Source organism: Myxococcus sp. AS-1-15 (assembly GCF_020037055.1).
GTDB lineage: Bacteria > Myxococcota > Myxococcia > Myxococcales > Myxococcaceae > Myxococcus > Myxococcus fulvus.
This window is the reverse complement of record NZ_JAIQDF010000011.1, coordinates 181,237-199,775: the sequence shown is the minus strand read 5'-3', so window position 1 is coordinate 199,775 and position 18,539 is coordinate 181,237. Positions and strand designations below refer to the sequence as shown.

General features: G+C 69.8%; 15 protein-coding genes. 5 read left to right on the top strand and 10 right to left on the bottom strand.

Translation table 11 applies throughout. From position 1 onward, the window contains the following. Positions 1-19: 19 nt before the first annotated feature. Positions 20-463, bottom strand: coding sequence for a hypothetical protein (locus tag K8625_RS27675; protein WP_223784466.1), 444 nt, complete (start codon positions 461-463; stop codon positions 20-22). Between K8625_RS27675 and K8625_RS44575 the strand changes: the two genes are divergently transcribed. Then, positions 438-1,319, top strand: a complete 882-nt coding sequence (locus K8625_RS44575; RefSeq protein ID WP_223784463.1) for a Rossmann-like and DUF2520 domain-containing protein — start codon at positions 438-440, stop codon at positions 1,317-1,319. The genes K8625_RS27675 and K8625_RS44575 overlap by 26 nt on opposite strands. Here the strand turns inward: K8625_RS44575 and K8625_RS27665 are convergent. After that, the gene (locus tag K8625_RS27665) at positions 1,312-2,628 is read right to left on the bottom strand and encodes a hypothetical protein (RefSeq protein WP_141329576.1); all 1,317 of its coding nucleotides are present in this window, start codon (positions 2,626-2,628) and stop codon (positions 1,312-1,314) included. The two genes, K8625_RS44575 and K8625_RS27665, sit on opposite strands and share 8 nt — an antisense overlap. Before the next feature lie 85 nt (positions 2,629-2,713). Between K8625_RS27665 and K8625_RS27660 the strand changes: the two genes are divergently transcribed. Then, positions 2,714-6,079, top strand: a complete 3,366-nt coding sequence (locus K8625_RS27660; protein WP_370641992.1) for a hypothetical protein — start codon at positions 2,714-2,716, stop codon at positions 6,077-6,079. Here the strand turns inward: K8625_RS27660 and K8625_RS27655 are convergent. The 6 genes from K8625_RS27655 to K8625_RS27630 form a co-directional block, all read right to left on the bottom strand. Further along, the gene (locus K8625_RS27655) at positions 6,076-6,678 is read right to left on the bottom strand and encodes a hypothetical protein (RefSeq protein ID WP_223750006.1); all 603 of its coding nucleotides are present in this window, start codon (positions 6,676-6,678) and stop codon (positions 6,076-6,078) included. The genes K8625_RS27660 and K8625_RS27655 overlap by 4 nt on opposite strands. A 30-nt stretch (positions 6,679-6,708) precedes the next feature. Continuing rightward, positions 6,709-7,269 carry a nicotinate (nicotinamide) nucleotide adenylyltransferase gene (gene nadD / locus K8625_RS27650; RefSeq protein ID WP_223750007.1) on the bottom strand — a complete coding sequence of 187 codons (561 nt, stop codon included), beginning with the start codon at positions 7,267-7,269 and terminating at the stop codon, positions 6,709-6,711. 14 nt (positions 7,270-7,283) lie between these two features. After that, complete coding sequence (locus K8625_RS27645; protein WP_223750008.1) at positions 7,284-7,955, bottom strand: hypothetical protein; 672 nt, start codon at positions 7,953-7,955, stop codon at positions 7,284-7,286. Between the two features lie 16 nt (positions 7,956-7,971). Further along, complete coding sequence (locus K8625_RS27640; protein ID WP_223750009.1) at positions 7,972-9,153, bottom strand: DUF1343 domain-containing protein; 1,182 nt, start codon at positions 9,151-9,153, stop codon at positions 7,972-7,974. A gap of 39 nt (positions 9,154-9,192) precedes the next feature. Then, positions 9,193-10,518, bottom strand: coding sequence for an adenylate/guanylate cyclase domain-containing protein (locus K8625_RS27635; protein ID WP_223750010.1), 1,326 nt, complete (start codon positions 10,516-10,518; stop codon positions 9,193-9,195). 65 nt (positions 10,519-10,583) lie between these two features. Next, complete coding sequence (locus K8625_RS27630) at positions 10,584-11,324, bottom strand: tetratricopeptide repeat protein (RefSeq protein WP_223750042.1); 741 nt, start codon at positions 11,322-11,324, stop codon at positions 10,584-10,586. A gap of 75 nt (positions 11,325-11,399) precedes the next feature. Here K8625_RS27630 and K8625_RS27625 point away from each other — a divergent pair, with 75 nt between their 5' ends. Both K8625_RS27625 and K8625_RS27620 read left to right on the top strand, forming a co-directional pair. Further along, positions 11,400-13,805, top strand: coding sequence for an endonuclease MutS2 (locus K8625_RS27625; protein WP_223784462.1), 2,406 nt, complete (start codon positions 11,400-11,402; stop codon positions 13,803-13,805). A gap of 59 nt (positions 13,806-13,864) precedes the next feature. Continuing rightward, positions 13,865-14,632 carry an ATP-grasp domain-containing protein gene (locus tag K8625_RS27620; protein ID WP_223784383.1) on the top strand — a complete coding sequence of 256 codons (768 nt, stop codon included), beginning with the start codon at positions 13,865-13,867 and terminating at the stop codon, positions 14,630-14,632. Between the two features lie 50 nt (positions 14,633-14,682). Here the strand turns inward: K8625_RS27620 and K8625_RS27615 are convergent, their stop codons facing one another. Next, positions 14,683-16,248, bottom strand: a complete 1,566-nt coding sequence (locus K8625_RS27615; protein WP_223784382.1) for a hydroxymethylglutaryl-CoA reductase — start codon at positions 16,246-16,248, stop codon at positions 14,683-14,685. 58 nt (positions 16,249-16,306) lie between these two features. Next, the gene (locus K8625_RS27610; protein ID WP_223784381.1) at positions 16,307-18,004 is read right to left on the bottom strand and encodes a phosphatidylinositol-specific phospholipase C domain-containing protein; all 1,698 of its coding nucleotides are present in this window, start codon (positions 18,002-18,004) and stop codon (positions 16,307-16,309) included. 135 nt (positions 18,005-18,139) lie between these two features. Between K8625_RS27610 and K8625_RS27605 the strand changes: the two genes are divergently transcribed. Beyond that, positions 18,140-18,535, top strand: coding sequence for a VOC family protein (locus tag K8625_RS27605; RefSeq protein ID WP_223750014.1), 396 nt, complete (start codon positions 18,140-18,142; stop codon positions 18,533-18,535). Positions 18,536-18,539: the final 4 nt, after the last annotated feature.

Below are 18,539 nucleotides of genomic sequence, written 5' to 3'. Positions count from 1 at the left end.
ACGGGGGGATAGAGCCTCATCAGGAGAGCTCTCCGACGACCCTCGAGACCGTCATCGGCGCCGCGCAGGTCGAGGTCTCATCGAAGAGACCCGGCGGGAAGCGAGCTACCAGCACCACGAAGCGGTCCGCATCCACTGGCACCGGGCAGGCTGAAGTCTCATCGAACAGACCCGGCGGGAAGCGAGCTACCAGCACCACGAAGCGGTCCGCATCCGCCGGCGCCGCGCAGGCCGAAGCATCATCGAGAAAACCCGGCGCGAAGCGAGCTACCGCCACCGCGAAGCGGTCAGCCCCCTCAGGCGTCGAGCCCACGGAGGCAGCGCAGGAACTCCCCGTCGCGAACCGCGTCACACCGCCCGCTACGCCTCCTGTCGCCACCAGCGCAAAGCGCGTGAAGCCCCCGCGACGAAGCACCTCCGCGAGCCACACCACCAACATCCGCCCGGCACCCGGCAGCGTCACCAGCGCACCGACTCCACGAGCCACACGCTCAGCGAAGCGTCCCCCCGTCGTCATCGTCGGAACAGGTCGCCTCGGCGGAGCCCTCGGTCTCGCGCTGAGCGCGACGGGCTGGCCCGTGACGCTCCACTCACGCGGTGACGAAGGTCGTCGGCGGATCGCAGCACTCGGCCTGAAGCCATCGACACCCGAGGACTTGCGGCGCGCGCGGCTCATCCTCCTCTGCGTCCCGGATGCGGAGGTCCCCCGCGTCGCGAAAGAGCTCGCCAGCACCCTGCCCCGCTCCGTCGCCCTCGTGCACACGGCCGGAGCGCTGTCACTCCAAGCCCTCGGCGAGCCACGAGGCCGCGCCCTCGGCTCGTTCCATCCGCTCTGCGCCGTGTCGTCCGCGCACGACTCGCTCGCCGGCCACACCGCGTCCATCAGCACGCGCTCCAGCCCCCTGCGCGAAGTGCTTCGCCACATGGCCGAGGACGTGAAGCTCGAAGCCATCGAGGTCCCCGAGGCTCACCGCCCCGCCTACCACGCGGGCGCGGTGATGAGCGCGGGGCTCGTCGTGGCGCTCGCCGACGCGGCCGTCGCGGCGCTCGGCACCGCGGGAATCGCGCCCGACGCAGCACTCCGCGCCCTGCTGCCCCTGATGCGCTCCGCGCTGCGAGGCATGGACGCACGCGGCCTCGCCGGGAGCCTCACCGGTCCCATCGTCCGGGGCGATGCGGGCGTGGTCGGCGCGCACCTGGATGCGCTCCCGGACGACCTCGCCCCCATCTACCGACTGCTGTCGCGGCGCGCGCTGAAGCTCGTCTCGGAGAGACTCAGTCCTGAATCGCGCGCCGCGCTGGAGAAGCGGCTCAGGTGATGATGAGCGAGCCCTGAAGGCCCTTGCGCACCGAACCCAGGGCGCGCTCGGAGGCGGCCTCGGCCTCGGTGAGGCGGCGCAGGCACAGCTCGCCCTTGCCCTCACCCACGCCGCGCTTCAGGTCCGACAGCAGCGTGAGCGAGGCCTGGAGCATCTCCTTGCCCTGCGGCGTGTCGTTGACCGGCTTGCCCGCGGCCGTCGCCACCGTCTCGCCGAACGTCTTGATGCTCGTCGCGAGCTTCTGCGCGTCGAAGCTGGCCAGCAGCGGCTTGATGCGCGTGGGGTCGATGCGGATGAGCCGCAGCGCGCCCACCCGAGCGAAGCCCGGGTGCAAGAGGCCGATGTCGCTCATCTCGAACGCGCCCAGCAGGCCCTCGTCCGGCGCGCTGTGCGCGTGCGGCACCACGTCCACGAACAGCGGCAGCGGGTCCGCGCCGTTGCGGAACAGCTCCAGCTCCTCGTCATCCAGCGGCGGGAACGTGGTCGGCGCGCCGATGAAGAGCAGCGGCAGGACGATGTCGTGCCAGAAGTCCTCGGGCGCCGAACCCGTGCCGTTCACCGTGGCGAACAGGTGCACCATCAGCTCCGCCAGACGCGGGGCGCGCTCGGCCTGCTCGATGAGCGACTTGCTGGGATCCAATCGCTGCAGGGACTGGACGATCTGTCCCTCGAACTGCTGGCGAGCCTCGGCCGGCAGGTCCTGCGCGCGGCCCAGGGCGGCGCGCACGTCACGGGCGAGCACATCCGGCTTGGTCTCCAGCGCCGTCTTCGCCTTCGCCGGGTCCACCACGACGAACTGCAGGAAGCCGGGGTCGAACAGCCGCTGGTAGTCCACCGGCGTCAGCTTGGGGGCCTGCCCCCCCAGCGCCTGGGCCGGGTTGGTGCCGAAGCGGGCCTGGCCCAGCGAACGGCGGATGTCCCCCGCCAGGTCGTCCAGCCGGCTCAGCTTGCTCTGCCCCAGCGCGTCCATCGCCGCGCCGAACGGCGACAGCATGATGATGGCCTCGGGGAAGCCCAGCGTGGCGCCCTCGGGCGAGTCCCGGTTGGGGAACCAGAACGCCTGGTGCTCCATGATGAGGCGCATGGCGAAGGCGCCTGCCAGGCCCAGCGCCAGCGTCTGGTGCTCGGGCTGGTTCACCTGGAACGGGCCACCGAGCACCTTCGCGACCGCCTTCTCCACATCAGCCCAGGGCGCCTTGAGCAGATCGATCGGCTTGCCCTCGGCCTTCTCGAGGGCCGCGGCGACCTGGAGCTGCGCCTGGTGGACATGCTGGGGAACAGGATGCGCCTGGGTATCCGGTTGGGACATGGAGGAATCCGAAATCGTAAGGGAAGCGGAGGGCCTCCCCTTACCGTGAAAAACGCGTTCGTGGCTACGAATTGTGGCCAGTAGGATGGCTCCCATGCCTGCTACCCGCCGGCCCCTCCGCTGGCACGCCTGGGTCGTCTGTCTCCTGCTGACATGCTGGGGGTGCGCTTCCGTCACACCCCGTTTTCCCCAAGACATCCAGACGTCCTTCGCGCGCGACTCGATGCGGAAGCTGACGACGGAGTCACTGGAGCTCTATTACCCGGAGCACCTGCGCGCCTCCGCGTTGCGCATGGCGGCGAGGCTGGAGGGCTGCGTGGAGCGGCTGCGCGGCCACACCGTGCGGCAGAAGCCGAGGGACAAGGTCCTCGTCTACCTGACGAGCGCGAACTTCAACAACGCGTACGTCGTCCCGGACTACGCCAGCGTCCCCCAGCAGATGGTGATGCCGGCGCACATGACGCTGGAGCTGTTCCACCTCTTCGGGCTGGGCGAGGTGGACGTGGGCGACGTGGCCTGCCACGAGGCCGTGCACTACGTGCAGCTCCAGCAGGCGGACGGGCTCTGGGGTTTCCTCAACACCTTCACGGGGGGCCTGTTCCAACCCAACACCTTCACGGAGTCCTGGTTCCTGGAGGGCCTGGCCACGTACTACGAGGGCCGCTTCGGCAAGGACACGGGGCGTCCGCACAGCCCGGTGTGGCGTGGCTGGTTCGAATCGGTGGTGCAGGTGCGTGACGGCAGGATGGACCCGGGGTTCCTGTCGCCGGAGAACCGCGCGTTGGATCCGTTCGGCGGCAACTACCTGACGGGCATGCACTTCGTGGAGTACCTGGCCTCGCAGTACGGCGAGGAGAAGCTCTGGAAGCTGGTGGATGACCAGGGCAGCACCATCATCCCGCCCATCGCGGTGACGCTGCGCTTCAAGCGGGTATACGGCCGGGACATCGGCTCGCTGTTCGCCGAGTTCACCAAGAACCTGCGTGAGCAGCTCATCGTCCGCGAGCGCCCTCCGACGCAGACGGTGTGGCAGCGCGACGCGGGCTACTTCTCGCGGCTCGCCTCGCATCCGGACTCGGGGACGACAGCGCTGGTGAGCGTGGGGCGCACGGAGTATTCGCGGCTGACGGTGCGCGAGAAGGACGGGCGCGTGCGCTTCGAGCGGCCCTTGGTGGAGTTGCTGCCCTTCCGCCGCTGGGTGCTGGGGACGTCCACGCTGGTCAGCGGCATGTCGTTCAGCGCGGATGGCGCGTGGCTGTACCTGGTCATGGCGGACCTGAACGCGGTGGGCGCGTACGATGCGAAGCTGTGGCGCGTGGACGCGCGCTCGGGCGACGTGGTGCGCGTTTGGGATGGCCTGAAGGGCATGGGCGGGAGCATCACCCCGGACGGCAAGGCGTATGTCTTTGTCCACGTCGAGGGGGACACCGCCAACCTGCGGCGGCTGGAGTTGGACACGGGGAAGCAGGAGCCGCTCACGAGCTTCGAGGCGAGCGCCCCGGTGGGGCCGCCCTCCGTGTCTCCGGATGGGAAGCGCATCGTGTTCCCGCTCGGCGGGAGCCAGGGCTGGGACCTGGTGATGCGCGAGGAGGATGGCCGACTGCGCTGGCTGACGCGAGATGGGCAGTTCAACTACTCGCCGCGCTGGCTGGACGCGGAACGCATCGTGTTCCTGCGGGAGTACGAGACGCGCCTCCAGGCGCACGTGATGAACGTCGACACGCGAGCGTTCGAGCGAATCACCGACGCTCCCTTCCTGGTGCTGGATGTGAATCCCGTGGGCACGAAGGAGGTGACGTTCCTGAACAGGGATGGCACCGCGTTCACCATCGACCACGCGCCCATGGTGGACATCCCCGAGCGACAGGCCACGGTGGCTCCCGTCATTGCCCCCACGGGGACGACGTCCTCGCACGCCGAGGCGACCTCGGAGGACTCGCCGATGAGCCCCCCTCCGCTCACCGCCGCCCCCACCGGAACGTCGCCGTCGGAGCAGGGCGCCGCGTCATCGATGCCGGGGCAAGAGGTCACACCGGCACCGGCTCCTTCCCCACCGGATGCAGCGCCGCCAACGGGAGCGGTCGCGTCGACCCCGGAGACGGGAAACGTGACGTCCGAGGCAACGAGCCCGCCCGGTCCGGCGAACACGCCCGTCGCCAACGAACAGGCACCCGCGGGGAGCGAGCCACCACCGAGCGACTTCACGCCAACGCCCTTCCCCGCCGCGCCCGATGCCCCTCTCGCGGAGACCGTTCCCACCGCGCCGCCGCCCATCGCGGTGCCGCCGTCGACCGTGCCCGTCGCGGACCTGGGAGACCTGGACGCGCCCGTGGTCGCGCCGCCTCCGGACCCCGGCAAGGCCGTCACGGTCCTCGGCGATGAGCCCTACTCGACGCTCGAGGGCTTCCTCATCCCCGAGTTCCGTCTGCCCTACGTGTGGCTCGCGACCGAGAGCGAGGACTCGGACGACCTCATCTTCAGCGGCGGCCTCGCGCTCGCGGGACAGGACCGGCTCGGCTTCCACGCCTACGCGCTGTCCTTCGCCTACAGCACGCAGGACAAGGAGCCGAACGTCGCGCTCGCGTACGGCAACGCGCAGCTGGCGCCCTGGTATCTCCAGGCCTCCGTCTCGCGCCTGCGCGAGAACGAGCGCACGGACCTGCAGGCCCTGGCCTACGCGTCCCGCACGTTCTGGACGACGCCCGTGACGATTGGCGTGCTCGCCCTGCGGCGCGAGTACGACGCCGTGGGCCGCTTCCCCGGCCTCGTCACCCGGCTGCTCGGTCCGGAGGTCTCCACGTCCTACTTCGCGGGCGATGCGACGTCCTACGGCGGTCTCCAGCGCGGACTGGGCATCAACCTGAGCGCCGCCATCTATCCGGGGGCCTTCGCCCTGGACTCGACGGTGGGTGATCTGCGCGTGGGCCTGGACGCGTTCCTCGCGGGATTCTTCATCGGGAGGGATCACCTCCAGCTCTCCGCGGTGGGCCGCTATCTGCCCGGCGCGCCCGAGGGCCTGCTGGAGGTCGGCGGTCTCACCGCGGGGCAGACCTGGTACAGCAGCCGCCGCTCCACGGAGACGCGCCCCCTCCCCCTCCAGCTCCAGCCCGGAATCGCCTTCAGCGAGTACGTGCGCGGCTACGAGGACATCACCCTCCGCGCGAAGAACGCGATGGTCGGCACGGCGACGTATCGCTACCGCATGCCCATCGACTACGGCTGGGCCTCCGCGCTGTGGCTGTTCCCGTCGCTGTTCGTGAGCAACCTCCAGCTCGAGGTCTTCGGGACGCTGGCGCGCACGGACAACCGGGACAACCACGGGGCCTTCGGCACCGCGCTGTCGCTGCAGTCCACCATCGGCCAGTCGGTGCCGTTCTCCATCTTCTACCAGTTCGCCCGTCGCTACGACGATGGGCTGGGAGACCTGCACCTCGTGGGGTTCGGCCTCTAATCGCGGAAGTGTGACTCCGCCACGGACGCGCCCCAGCAGCACGCGTCCTCGCCCTCCGCATCCGCGGGGAGCGACGTGTGCAGCGGGGCGCCCGGCTTCACGTCCGCGAAGTAGAAGAGGTTCCGAGGCACCAGGACGAGGGCGCGGTCTCCCTGACGCGTGCGCAGGGTGAGCTGGCCGAGCGTCGGCGCGGACAGGTCCGCGGCACCGTCCGGGAAGAACGTCTCCTGCTTCGGAGGCTCGAACGCGCCGCCCACGTTGCAGCCACCGTCCTCCGTGAAGACGTCCACCTCACGCAGCCGGCAGCCCTGCCCCGCCTCGAAGCGGAACACCGCCTGCAGCCGGGTGAAGTAGCAGTCGGGCGTCCCGCAGTCCGCGCTGTGGACATCCGCCATCACCGACAGGCGAACGTCGCCTCCCGCGAGCGACGCCACCATGCCGCCGCGCGCGAAGCGCTCGAACAGCGAGGCCTTCGCGCAATCGGAGGACGACGACGGCTTCACATCCACGGCACGCGACGCGCAGTTCGTCAGACACAGCAGAAGCACGAGGGAGCACAGGGCACGCGTCAGCGACATGCCCACGGTCATATCAAGCACGGGCCCTGATTCCTGGCGAACCGCCACGACCTACCGCGCGCGGCCCAGCCCGTACAGCCCCGCCGCGCGGGCATGGGCCAGCACTCCCGAGGGCACCAGGTCCGAGGGCTCCTTGCCTCGGGCCAGCAGCTCGCGAATCTCCGTGGAGGACACCTCCGCCAAGGGAGGCCCCACGGTGTTGGGCGCCGGATAGCCCGCGCGGTACAGCACCAGCACGCGCGACATCGCCTCGATGCGGTGGAAGTCCTTCCAGTGCGGCAGGTCCCTCAGGATGTCGCTGCCGATGATGATGGACCAGCGCACGTCCGGATGACGCGCCACCAGCAGCTCGAGCGTGTCCACCGTGCGCCCCGTCAACCCCGGCTCGCTCTCGATGCGCGTCGTCTTCAGCCAGCCCGAGGTCTCCCGACACATCGCCTTGCACATCGCGATGCGGTGGTCGAAGTCCTCCATCTGTTTGCCGAACGGGTGCTGCCAGGACGGCATCAGCCACACCTGGTCCACGCCCTGCGTCGCGTGCACATACGAGGCGGCCATCAGGTGCCCCACGTGCGGCGGGTTGAACGAGCCTCCAAGCAGCGCGACCTGCACGTCAGGGCCTCACATCACTTCAAGGTCAGCTTCGGGGACTTCTTGTCCAGCGTCAGCACGCGGGGCTCCAGCACCACGTGGCCATCCAGCCGGTACGCGGAGAAGCGCAGCTCCCGGTCCACCCGGTCCAACAGCGCGCACGTCTGCTCCGCCGCGCCCACCAGCCTCCCCGGCGTCAGGAAGTAGCGCGGGCCAATCTGCACCACCTTGGGCTCCGGGTCCTTGCCATGGATGAACACCAGCGCGTTGAGCAGGTCCTCACGCGTCAGGTCGTTCTTGTCGTGCACCACGCAGCACAGCGTGTCGCCCAGCAGGTCCATCGCCTTGTTGTTGATGGCGGGGTCCCGATACTGGAGTGAGTCCCGCTCCGGCACGCGCACGAAGCGCTCCATCACCAGCCGCCGGTCCTCCTCGGAGGCCACGTCCGCGGGGGCCTCGCCCCGGGACGGCGTGCGGGGCAGCGCGTCCTGGCTGCCCAGCCACTGGCTCACGTCCGCCAGGAAGTCCGCGTCCGAGTACTCCCGGCCGCCGCGCGACTTCTGCCGGCGCCAGAGCAGCCACTCGTCCAGGTCCGTGTAGCGCGCGCCCGTGAACAGGAACCGCCGCGCCCCCAGGGAGCGCAGCAGCTCGTAGGCCGCATCGAAGGCTTGAAGGTCGCCGTGGCTGTCGGAGAAGACACCAATCACGTGGAAGGTCCCACGCTCAAGCGTACAGCAGGTAGGGCTCCCTGTGCCCGGCGAAGCGCTCGGATTGGGCCTGGAACCCCTCCATCAGCCGGTCCAGGCTCCACCCCTCCAGGATGCCCCGGCGCACCTGGTCCGTCCCGCACAGCAGGTCGAACGCCGGCACGTCCTCCACGAACTCGTACGCGTCCGCCCGCCAGTCGAACCTCCCCGGGCCGATGTCGTGCAACGCCTGGAAGATGGCGATGCCCGTGCGCAGCGGCTGGAACGTCCGCCGGTCCGTCACGTGGATGAAGGCCCCGTTGCAGGACTCACCCCGGTACTTGTCGAACGTCGGCGTGAAGCCCACCGCGCGGAAGGCCACCCCCGGCAGTTGCTCCTTCGCCAGCCGCGCCAGCAGCGCGTCCGTGTCCACCCAGGGCGCGCCGAACTGCTCGAACGGGCGGCACGTCCCGCGCCCCTCGGAGACGTTGGTGCCCTCGCCCAGGCACATGCCCGGGTACACCAGCGCCGTGTCCGGCGTGGGCATGTTGGGCGACGGGGAGATGAACGGCAGGCCCGTCTCGGACCAGAACTGCTCGCGGCGCCAGCCCTCGCACGGCACCACCGTCAGGTCGCAGCCGAAGCCCTCCTGCGCGTTGAAGAGCCGCGCCAGCTCCCCCGCCGTCATGCCGTGACGGTTGGGCAGCGCATACAGGCCCACGAAGGAGCGGAAGCCCTCCCCCACCAGGTTGCCCTCCATCGCCACGCCGTTGAGCGGGTTGGGCCTGTCCAACACGTAGAAGGGCACGCCCGCCTTCGCCGCCACCTTCATCGCCAGGGCCATGGTGTAGACGTAGGTGTAGTAGCGGCTGCCCACGTCCTGGATGTCGAACACGAGCGCGTCCAGCCCCTTGAGCCACTCGGCGCGCGGGGACAGCGACTCGAAGGTGGAGCCATAGAGGCTGTGCACGGGCACGCCCGTGCGCCGGTCCTTCGCCTCGTCCACGGCGACCATGTACTGCGCCTCTCCGCGCACGCCGTGCTCGGGGCCGAACAGCGCCGCCAGCGTCACGCCCGGCGCCTGGGACAACAGGTCCGCCAGGTGCCGGAAGCGCGAGTCCACGCTGGTGGGATTGACGATGGCGCCCACGCGCTTGCCCTTCAGCGCGCAGAAGCCCTGCTCCACCCAGACATCCAGTCCCGTCTTCACCTTCGTCACGGTGATTCCTTCCTCGCGCGAGCCCATCCGGGCCCGGGCCTAATCCTTGAAGCTCTTGAGCGCGTGCTCGGCATACGCCCGGGAGTCACACTTCCCCATGCCCAGAAAGCCGCCCGAGCCATCATCCGGGCCGCCATCCTCGGCGAGGTCCTCCAGCGCCGACACCGCGCTCGTCAGCTTGAGCGAGCGCACCGTGTCCACCGCGGCCACGCGCACGTTGCAGGTCGGATGCGCCAGCAACTCGATGATGCGCTTCTCCGCGTCGCGGTTGCCCACCTTCGCCGAGCGCCCGTAGTCCTCCAGCGAGCGACGGGTGTTCTCCATCGCCTCGTCCAGCCGCCCCTGCAGGTAGAGCCGCTGGCCCGGGTCCTGCTCCTCGGCGATGACCTTGCGCGCCTCCTTCACCAGCGGGTCGCGCTCCGCCTTGGGCGCCTTCTCCACCGCGGAGATGGCCCGCATCGCGGGGCCGCCACCGAGCGCCACCATGCCCACGCCCGCCACCGCGACCGCCAGCAACACGCAGCCGGCCACCACCAGCGCCTTGCGCTGGGAAGACAGCGCCCTCAACGCCCCCGAGACGCCACCCACCTCCTCGAAGCGGGAGGTGGCATGTCGCCCGAGTCCCACCGCCTGCTGCCCCAACACCACCGCGTGCTGCCCCAGCACCGCCGCGCCCGCCGCGGCCTTCTGGCCCAGCGCCGCCGCCTTCACGCCCAGCTGCGCCAGCTCTCCGCCGGGCGCCTCCAGCGCGGACTCCGGCACCCGCGACAGGGCCAGGTTGCCGTAGGGCGGATTCGATTCGCTGCCCGGCGCCTCGGCGATGGCGCCCGCCGACGGCGCCTCCACCCGGTACGGCGCACGCGGCACCTGGAAGACGCGGATCTTCCCGGGGATGCCCTTGAGCTCGAAGGCCCCCACCTCGCGCGCGGGCACCTCGGCCCGGTTCATCGCGAGGTAGACGGCCTCCGTGAAGTACACCTCGCCCGCCTCGGCCAGCCCCTCCACGCGCGCGGCGATGTTCACCGGCTCGCCGAAGATGTCGTTGCCATCCAGGCGCACCTCGCCCACGTTGATGGCGAAGCGCACGTGGAGCTGGTCCGCCTCCGGGGACACCCGGTTGTGGTGCCACAGCCGGTCCTGGATGGCGACGCCGCTGAGCACGGCCTGGGTGGGCGACTCGAAGGTGACCAGCAGCGCGTCACCGATGGACTTGATGATGCGGCCACCGAACGCCTTGAAGAGCGGCGACAGCAGGGCACCGTGGATGCGCAGCAGCCGCTGGTTCTCCTCCAGCGTCTGCCGACTGGTCCGCTCGGTGAAGCCCTTGATGTCGGTGAAGACGATGGCGAGGTTGGCGGTCTTCAAAGCGCGCGCAGTCTATGCGCCACGCTCTGGGGTGCAATCGCAACGACGCATCGCGACGTCGACCGTCAGCGACGCGACGGCTTGAGTGCTCGCATGCGCCGCTTCTCCTGCGGCTCCATGGACTTGCGCACCTTCGCCGCGAGCTGGGGCCGCTCCGTGCGGTCATAGAAGTCGGCCAGTCGCCGGAGCACCAACGGGCTGTCCGGCTGGAAGCTCCTCGCCGCCAAGAGCTCCGTCTCCGCGTCCAGCAGCCGCTCCTGCTTCTCCAGCACGTCCGCCAGTTGCAGGCGCACCTGCACCCACTCGGGCTTCGCGCGCGCCAGGTAGCGGTAGTGGAGCTCCGCCTTGAGCAGGTCGCCCAGCGCCACCCACAGGCCCCCGAGCCGGAAGCGGGCCTCCTCGTAGGAGCCCCGGTGCTGCACCGCCGTCTCATAGGCGCGGGCCGCCTGCATGGGGTTGCCGCGCTCCTCCCAGATGAGCCCCCGCAGGTACCAGGCGCGGGGGTTGGTGGGGGCCTCGCGGGTGGCGACCTCCAGGTGGGCCTCGGCCTGCTCCATGGAGCCTCCCAGCTTCAGGAGCAGCCGGGCTGCCTCCATCCGTGGCAGCTCCCACCGGGGCTGGCTAAGAACCAGGGCCTCCACGGCCTGGAGCGCGGCGGCGTCGTCCCCACCCGCCTCCAGGGCGAGCGCGTCCGACAGCGTGCCGGGCGAGGGGGCGGCGGCCGGGGTTCGCGCTCCCGTCAGGGCGGAGGGCTGTGCGGCGTCAGAGGCGCCCGCCAGGCACGCCACCAGGATGACCCAGTGCATGCGCGGCAGATAGCAGAGCCGAGCCGGGCGCCTCAATAGATCCTCTTGACGGCCGGACGGCCACGCATGAAACCCATGACCGTGCAGATATCCCAAAAGACGCTGGAAGACCTCGGATTCGCGGATGTGCTCCGAGCGCTGACGCAGCGGTGTCGGACGGAGCCAGGCCGGGAGCGCGTGCTCGCCCGCCCGTTCCTCGACACGGCCGAGCAGGTCTCGGAGGCGCTGGCCCTGGTGGGTGAGGCGCGAACCCTCTCCCAGGAGCAGTTCTCCCTCCCGCTCGGCGGCGTGGTGGACCTGCGCATCCACGTGGGCCACGCCGCCAAGGGCGGCACCCTGGAGCCCCGGCAGCTCATCGACGGCGCCCAGCTCCTGTTCGCCTTCGTGCGCACCCGCGAGGCCCTGGACGAGCGCAAGGAGCGCGTGCCCCGGCTGATGGACATCGCCCGGCGGCTGCCCCTGCTGGAGTCGCTGGCCCGGCGCATCGACCAGTGTTTCGAACCGGACGGTGAGATTTCGGACCGGGCGAGCCCGGAGCTTCGCGAGGCCCGCGACAGGGCGCGCGGCCTGCACCGTCGCATCAAGTCGCGCCTGGACGAGATGCTCCACGACCAGGGCTTCGTCGCCAAGCTGCGGGAGAACTACTACACCCTGCGCAATGGCCGTTACGTGGTGCCGGTGGTGTCGAACTACCGCGCGGAGGTGGACGGCATCGTCCACAACGCGAGCCAGACGGGCCAGACGCTCTTCATGGAGCCGCAGGCCATGGTGGGGCTGGGCAACGACCTGGCCATCGCGCAGTCGGTGGTGTTGGAGGAGGAGCGGCGGGTGCTCCAGGAGCTGAGCCAGCTGCTCGGCCGGGAGGCGGACCGCATCCTGGAGGGCCTGGAGGCGGTGGCGGAGCTGGACGAGGTGGAGGCGGTGGCCATCCTCTCCTCGGACCTGGACGCGACGACGCCGGAGTTCGCGGGCGTCACGGAGCTCCAGTTGCGGATGCTGCGCCACCCACGCCTGGTGTTGCGAGGCACCGAGGTGGTGGCCAACGACGTGACGCTCAACGGCGGGGCGAAGGCGCTCATCGTGTCCGGCCCCAACGCGGGCGGCAAGACGGTGACGCTGACGGGCGTGGGGCTGTGCGCGCTGATGCTGCGCGCGGGCCTGCCGATTCCGGTGGGCGAAGGCTCGCGGATGCCGCTGTACCGCTCGGTGCACTCGACGGTGGGCGACTCGCAGGACCTGGCGCAGGGCCTGTCGACGTTCAGCGCGCACGTGGTGATGCTGCGCGACATCATCGCGGAGGTCGGCGAGGGCTCGCTGGTGATGATCGATGAGATCGCCGCGGACACGGACCCGCGCGAGGGCGCGGCCATCGCCATCGCGGTGCTCGAGGACCTGCTGGCCAAGAACGCCGTGGCCCTGGTGACGACGCACCTGGAGGAGCTCAAGGCGCTGGCGCACATGGACCCGCGCTTCCTGAACGCGCGGGTGGGCTTCGACTCGAAGCGCATGGCGCCGACGTACCGGCTCCAGATTGGCGCCGCGGGACAGTCCTCGGCCATCGAGGTCGCGGCGCGGGTGGGCCTGCCCCAGAGGGTGTGCGAGCGCGCCCGTGAGCTGACGATGAACGCGGGCGGTCCCCTGTCGCAGGCCCTGGCGGCGGCCGAGGAGGAGCGGCGCAAGCTCTCCGAGGAGCTGGAGAAGGCGCGGGTGGCGGCGAAGGAGGCCGAGGCGCTGCGCGTGGAGCTGGAGAAGCAGAAGCAGACCTTCGAGCGCGAGCGCCGCGCGAAGATGATGCAGTTCAACGAGGACGTCCACGCGGCGAGCGAGCTGGCGGCGACGGAGGTCCAGAAGCTGCTCACGAAGCTGCGCGCCGAGCAGAACGAGAAGGCGCTGTCGGAGGCGCGGCAGCAGTTGCTGCAGCGGGCCGAGGACGCGCAGAAGCGGGCCCTGGCCGCGAGGGCGGAGCTGTTCCAGGTGGAGGCTCCGGCGCCGGTGAACCTCAAGGTCGGCGCGTGGGTGCACCACTCGGGGCTGGCTCGGGATGTGGAGATCCTCGAGCTGGCGGATGGGCACGCGGTGGTGTCCGCGGGCGGCGCGATGAAGATGCGGGTGCCCACCTCGGAGCTGTCGGGCTCTCGCACGCGCAAGCCGCAGCAGGCGAAGTTCCCGGAGCGGCAGAAGCAGGATGCGGCGCTGAAGCGCGCGTCCACGGCGGCGGGCGCGCCGGTGGACGCGATGAACTTCCGCTGCGACGTGCGCGGCATGCGCGCGGACGAGGCCCTGGCGGAGGTGGAGTCCTTCCTGGACCAGGGCATGCGCAGCGGTGAAGAGGCCGCGCTCATCGTCCACGGACATGGCACGGGCGCGCTGAAGCAGGCGCTGCGGGACTATCTGGCGAACTCGCCCTACATCCGGATGTATCGCCCGGGAGAGAGCCACGAGGGCGGCGACGGCGTCACGGTGGTCGCGCTGCGCTCCTGAGTCAGGCCCCGTGGAGCCCGAGCGTCCCCGGCGCTCGCGGTTCCACGGAGGGCCATGTCATGCACTGGGTCGTTCAGGACAACCTGTTCAACGAGCGCGGCTTCCACGAGCTGCTGCGGGTCCTGGAGCGCGGCGGCATTCCGCACACCCTGGTGAAGGTCATTCCGTTCGACGGGGGCGTCGAGCCCACCGTCGACGTGGACGGGCACGTCATGGTGATGGGCTCGTTGAGCCTGGCCCGGTACGCGCGGCGGCGCGGATGGACGCCAGGGGCGTTCATCAACGAGCGGTTCGACTTCCGCGTCTGGCGCGAGCACCTGGGGGAGTTCCTCCTGAACGGGGACGCGCGCGTCTGCCGGTTCGCCGAGGTGCCTCGCCAGGAGTGCGCGTTCTTCATCCGCCCCTGCCTCGATGACAAGGCGTTCTCGGGGATGGTGGCGCGGTGGGAGGACTTCGAGCCCTGGCGCGAGCAGGTGTTGCGAGTGGGCGACACGCCGCAGCTCACCGCGGAGACCTGGGTCGCCGTGAGCGAGCCTCGTCGCATCCAGAGCGAGTACCGGATGGTGGTCGTGGATGGCCGCGTCGTCACCGGGACGCGCTACAAGCTGGGTGACCGGGTCTTCTCCTCGTCGGAGGTGGAGCCGGACGTATGGACCTTCGCGCAGCGGATGGCGGCGCGGTGGGGGCCGGACAGGGCCTATGCCCTGGACATCTTCGTCCACGAGCACCGGCCCCACGTCGGGGAGATCAACACGCTCAACGCCGCGGGCTTCTATGCCTACGACGTGGGGAAGATGGTCGACGCCATCGAGTCGATGCCGTTCTGAGACGATGGAGACAGCAAGGCGCCGGCCTCTCGCGAGCGGCCGGCGCGCCCTCAGTGATGTCGCCCCAGGCTCTCGTGGCTCGTCACCCACTCCTCCGAGCCCAACGCGGAGGCCACCGCGCAGGCCAGCGACAGCTCCCCCGCGAGCACCACGCCAGCGACAATCTCCGCGAGCCGACGCACCTTGCCTCGCCCGAAGCAGTCCATCAGCTCCAGACACTCGCGCTGCGTGGGCAGCCCCGTGCCACCTCCGTGTGTTGCCAGCACCAGCGACGGGAGCGTGATGGAGGCATGCAGGTCGCCCTCCGGCGTCTCGTCCATGTACAGGTCGCCCGCGGCCGACTCCGCCAGCGTCGCCACGTCCTGGCCGGTGGCGATGAACAACGCCGCGAGCGCGTTGGCGGACTGACACCCGTTGTTGTGCGCCCCCGCGAGGCTGGAGCCCTCCGCGCTGACCCGCTGCAACAGGACGACCTGCTGCACGGAGGTCCGCATCTTCTCCAGCAACAGCGCCTTGGGCACCACCACCTCCGCCGTCACGCGCTTGCCCCGCGTCTGGAGGATGTTCAGCCGTGACGACTTCTTGTCGGTGGAGACGTTCCCATCCAGGAAGCTCGCTCGGATGTGCGGATACTGCTCGCGAATCCAGAGCAGCGCCGCGAACGTGGCCTTTCCCACCATGTTCTGGCCCGCCGCGTCCCCCGTCGCGAAGTTGAACCGCACGAAGACGAACCGGTGGAGCTGATACATCTCCAGGCGCAGCAACTTCGCCACATGGCTCGTCGCCTCGGCCTGCTCCGCGATGGCGGACTCGTTCGCTCGCAGCCACCGCGAGAAATCACGCCCCGCCCTCGCATCGTCGAACACGAAGACCGGCGCGCGCTGCATGGCATCCTCCAGCACCGTACAGCGGGCTCCGCCACACGCGTTGAGCAGCTTGATGCCCCGGTTGTAGCTCGCCACCATCGCGCCCTCCGTCGTGGCCAGCGGAATCAGGTACGGACCGTGGGCGTACTCTCCCTGGATGATGAGCGGTCCCGCGAGGCCCAGCGGGACCTGCGCCACCCCGGTGAAGTGCTCACACGCGTTCCTCGCATGCGCGGGCTCGAACGAGGGGCTCGACACATGGCTCAGCCGCGTCCCAGCCCACTGCTCCGCGTGGGCCCGCCGCGCGCGGACGACCCCCTCGGCGAAGTCGTCATCCGGGGCGCGCGGAATCCGCCCATCCGCCTCCGGATGCGGCTCGTCGATGACCTGGGTCACGTCCGCGCGGATGACGCCATGAACCCCACACTCGAGCTCCAGCTCGACGCGGTGCTCCCCCATCGCGAGCGGCGGAATACCGACCCGGAGCCACACACGCCGTTGTCGCTCGAAGAGGAACGGACACCGGGACGACAGGTCCACACCGGGCCACACGGCCCCCTCCTCGGGGACCAGGACGATGTCCTCCAGCGGAACCTCCCGCCCGTTCACCCGCACCACCCCCACCCGGATGAGCTGGAGGTCCGCGACCTGGTTCGTCAGCGAGACCTCCACGGCTCCACGTCGATTCCTGAGACACGGCCCCAACACCATCGGGGCCGCCCCATCCAAGCCGGTGCCTTCGTTGCTCATGTCCCCTCCCACCGGGAACATGATTCACGTGCTCACCTCCGACCACGGCCCCGGGTCCCTAGCGTGAGACAGCGAGCGAGGAGATGCGATCATTCCACGGCCCGCCCGCCACCGAGTCGACACTGTCGATGCTGGAGGACGTGCTGAAACACCGTCCAGACATGAACGCGTGCTCACACAGCGTCGCCTGATACGAGCCGAGCACCGTCACGGAGCTGGTGACGTCGTTGAAGCCGAAGTCCCCCAGGTTGCCGACGCTCGACGTGAGCCGCATCACGTTGCCCTCGTGGCCCCCGTGCTCGTGCAGGTACACGCCGTCTCCCGCCGAGTACCCCTGCACCGCATACGTGTAATCACCCGACGACGTCTTGTAACCACGACCGTAGTCCGAGTACGCCCAGTTGCTCAGGCCTCCCGGTGAGCGCTTCACCACCACGGACCAGAGCTGGAACGGAAAGCGCGCACTCAGCCGGCCATGGAGCTGCGTGGCCCGATCTCCCGCGCCGCCAGAGAGGCTCCCGAGCTGTCCGTTCACGTAGCTGGCGAGATACGAGGGCCCCACCACGCTCGTCACCGTGCGCGTCGTGAAGGCCAGGTGGGTGTACTCATCCATGGAGTCGGACTGGAGGAACGCGCCCTCGTAGTGCATCCAGCCGCCCCACTCCCGCTTCAGCGCCAGGATGTGCCAGTACCGCCCCGGCGCCGCGTTCTGGAGGAACGCCCGCGTCCCGCGCCACCGGGCCTCCGCGTCACCGCCCACCGTGTGCGCCGTGTTCCGGAAGATGATTCCGAAGTCCGGAGGGAGCGCCGCGCTGCTCGGCAGGAGCCGAACGTTGAGCGCGAGGATGGCGTCAATCAGGCCCGCGCCGGGGAAGTCCATCATCAGGATTCCCGCGCGCTGCGCGTACCCGCCCACCACGTGGTCGATGGCGAAGTCGTTCACCCCGCGATAGCCGATGCCCAGGACATTGATGCCGCCCGCGACGTGGAGCGGATGCGCCATGGCGGAGGCGCCGCTCAGGAAGTTCACGAACAGCTTCGACGGCGCGCCACCCTGCGTCCGGTCCAGGTGCGCCCGGACCTTGTTCCACTTGTCGTCGATGTCCGCGAGCTGCGACACGGTCCAGTCATCCTGGAGCTCCAGCGCCCCCCAGGGGATGCCGTAAGCGCCCCCCGCGAAGTCGTCCAACACGACGATGCGCCCGCGCACCTCGCCCAGCGTGGGCACATGCGAGCCTCGCCAGAGATACGGGCTGTAGGCCGGCTGGTCGCGATACCACTCGAAGGTCTGGTTGAAGCTCCGGGTGATGTCCTCCTCGGTGTGCTCGCGCTTCACGCGCATCACCACCGTCTCGGTGGGGTTGTCGTTCAGGAACTGGATGGTGGTGCGCAGGACGTCATCGAAGTTGACGTGCAGGTACACCACACCGTGATGGATGGTGAACCGGTCGCCGATGTGTCGACACCGGATGTCCAACGCGCGCACGCCCGCATCCAACTGCTTGCGCAGGTCCAACGACTGCGTCTGCGTCAGGCTCCCGCCATACGACTGATACGCCATGGTGTCGTGCGTGCCGGGGATGGACAACGACGCGAGGCTCGTCGAGTTCGACACCCAGCTCATCCACGAAGGATGGGTCGTCTCGATGCTGCCGGAGTCGTTGTAGTAGCGCCCTCGCGCGAGCGCGGAGGGGGCCGCCGCCACCAGCCCCACCGCCAGGGACACGAGGATGTGACGCAGACGCAGGACTGACATGAAGCCCTCGACAAGGATGAGCGATAAGCCGCAAAAGCAGCATAACACTCAAAACGCTATCCAGGCGGGAAGGCAGGCGCCCGGCACTCCGGGAGGAGCTTGTCGAGGGAACGGGCGGGTCCACACCGTACGGGCATGCTCCAGCTCGACCACTTCGGTTTCGTGACGACGGACCTGGACGCGAGCGTGCGCTTCTACGAGGCGTGCCTGAAACCGCTTGGCCTGGGCGTCCTGGAGCGCGGGGAGGGCTTCGTCATCTTCGGCACGGACGCGAAGTCGCCGTTCCTCTGGGTGGGCACGTTGCGGCCATCGACCTGGACGGCCGAGCACGCGCCGGCGCGCAGCCCGCTCCACCTCGCGTTCTCCACGAAGGAGCGCGAGGTGGTGGACGCTTTCCACCAGCGGGGCCTCGCCGCGGGAGGACGGAACAACGGCGCCCCCGGTGTCCGCGAGGGCGGCTTCTCCTACTACGCCGCCTTCCTGTTGGACCCGGACGGCAACAACATCGAGGCCTGTGTCCGGCTGACGTGAGGCC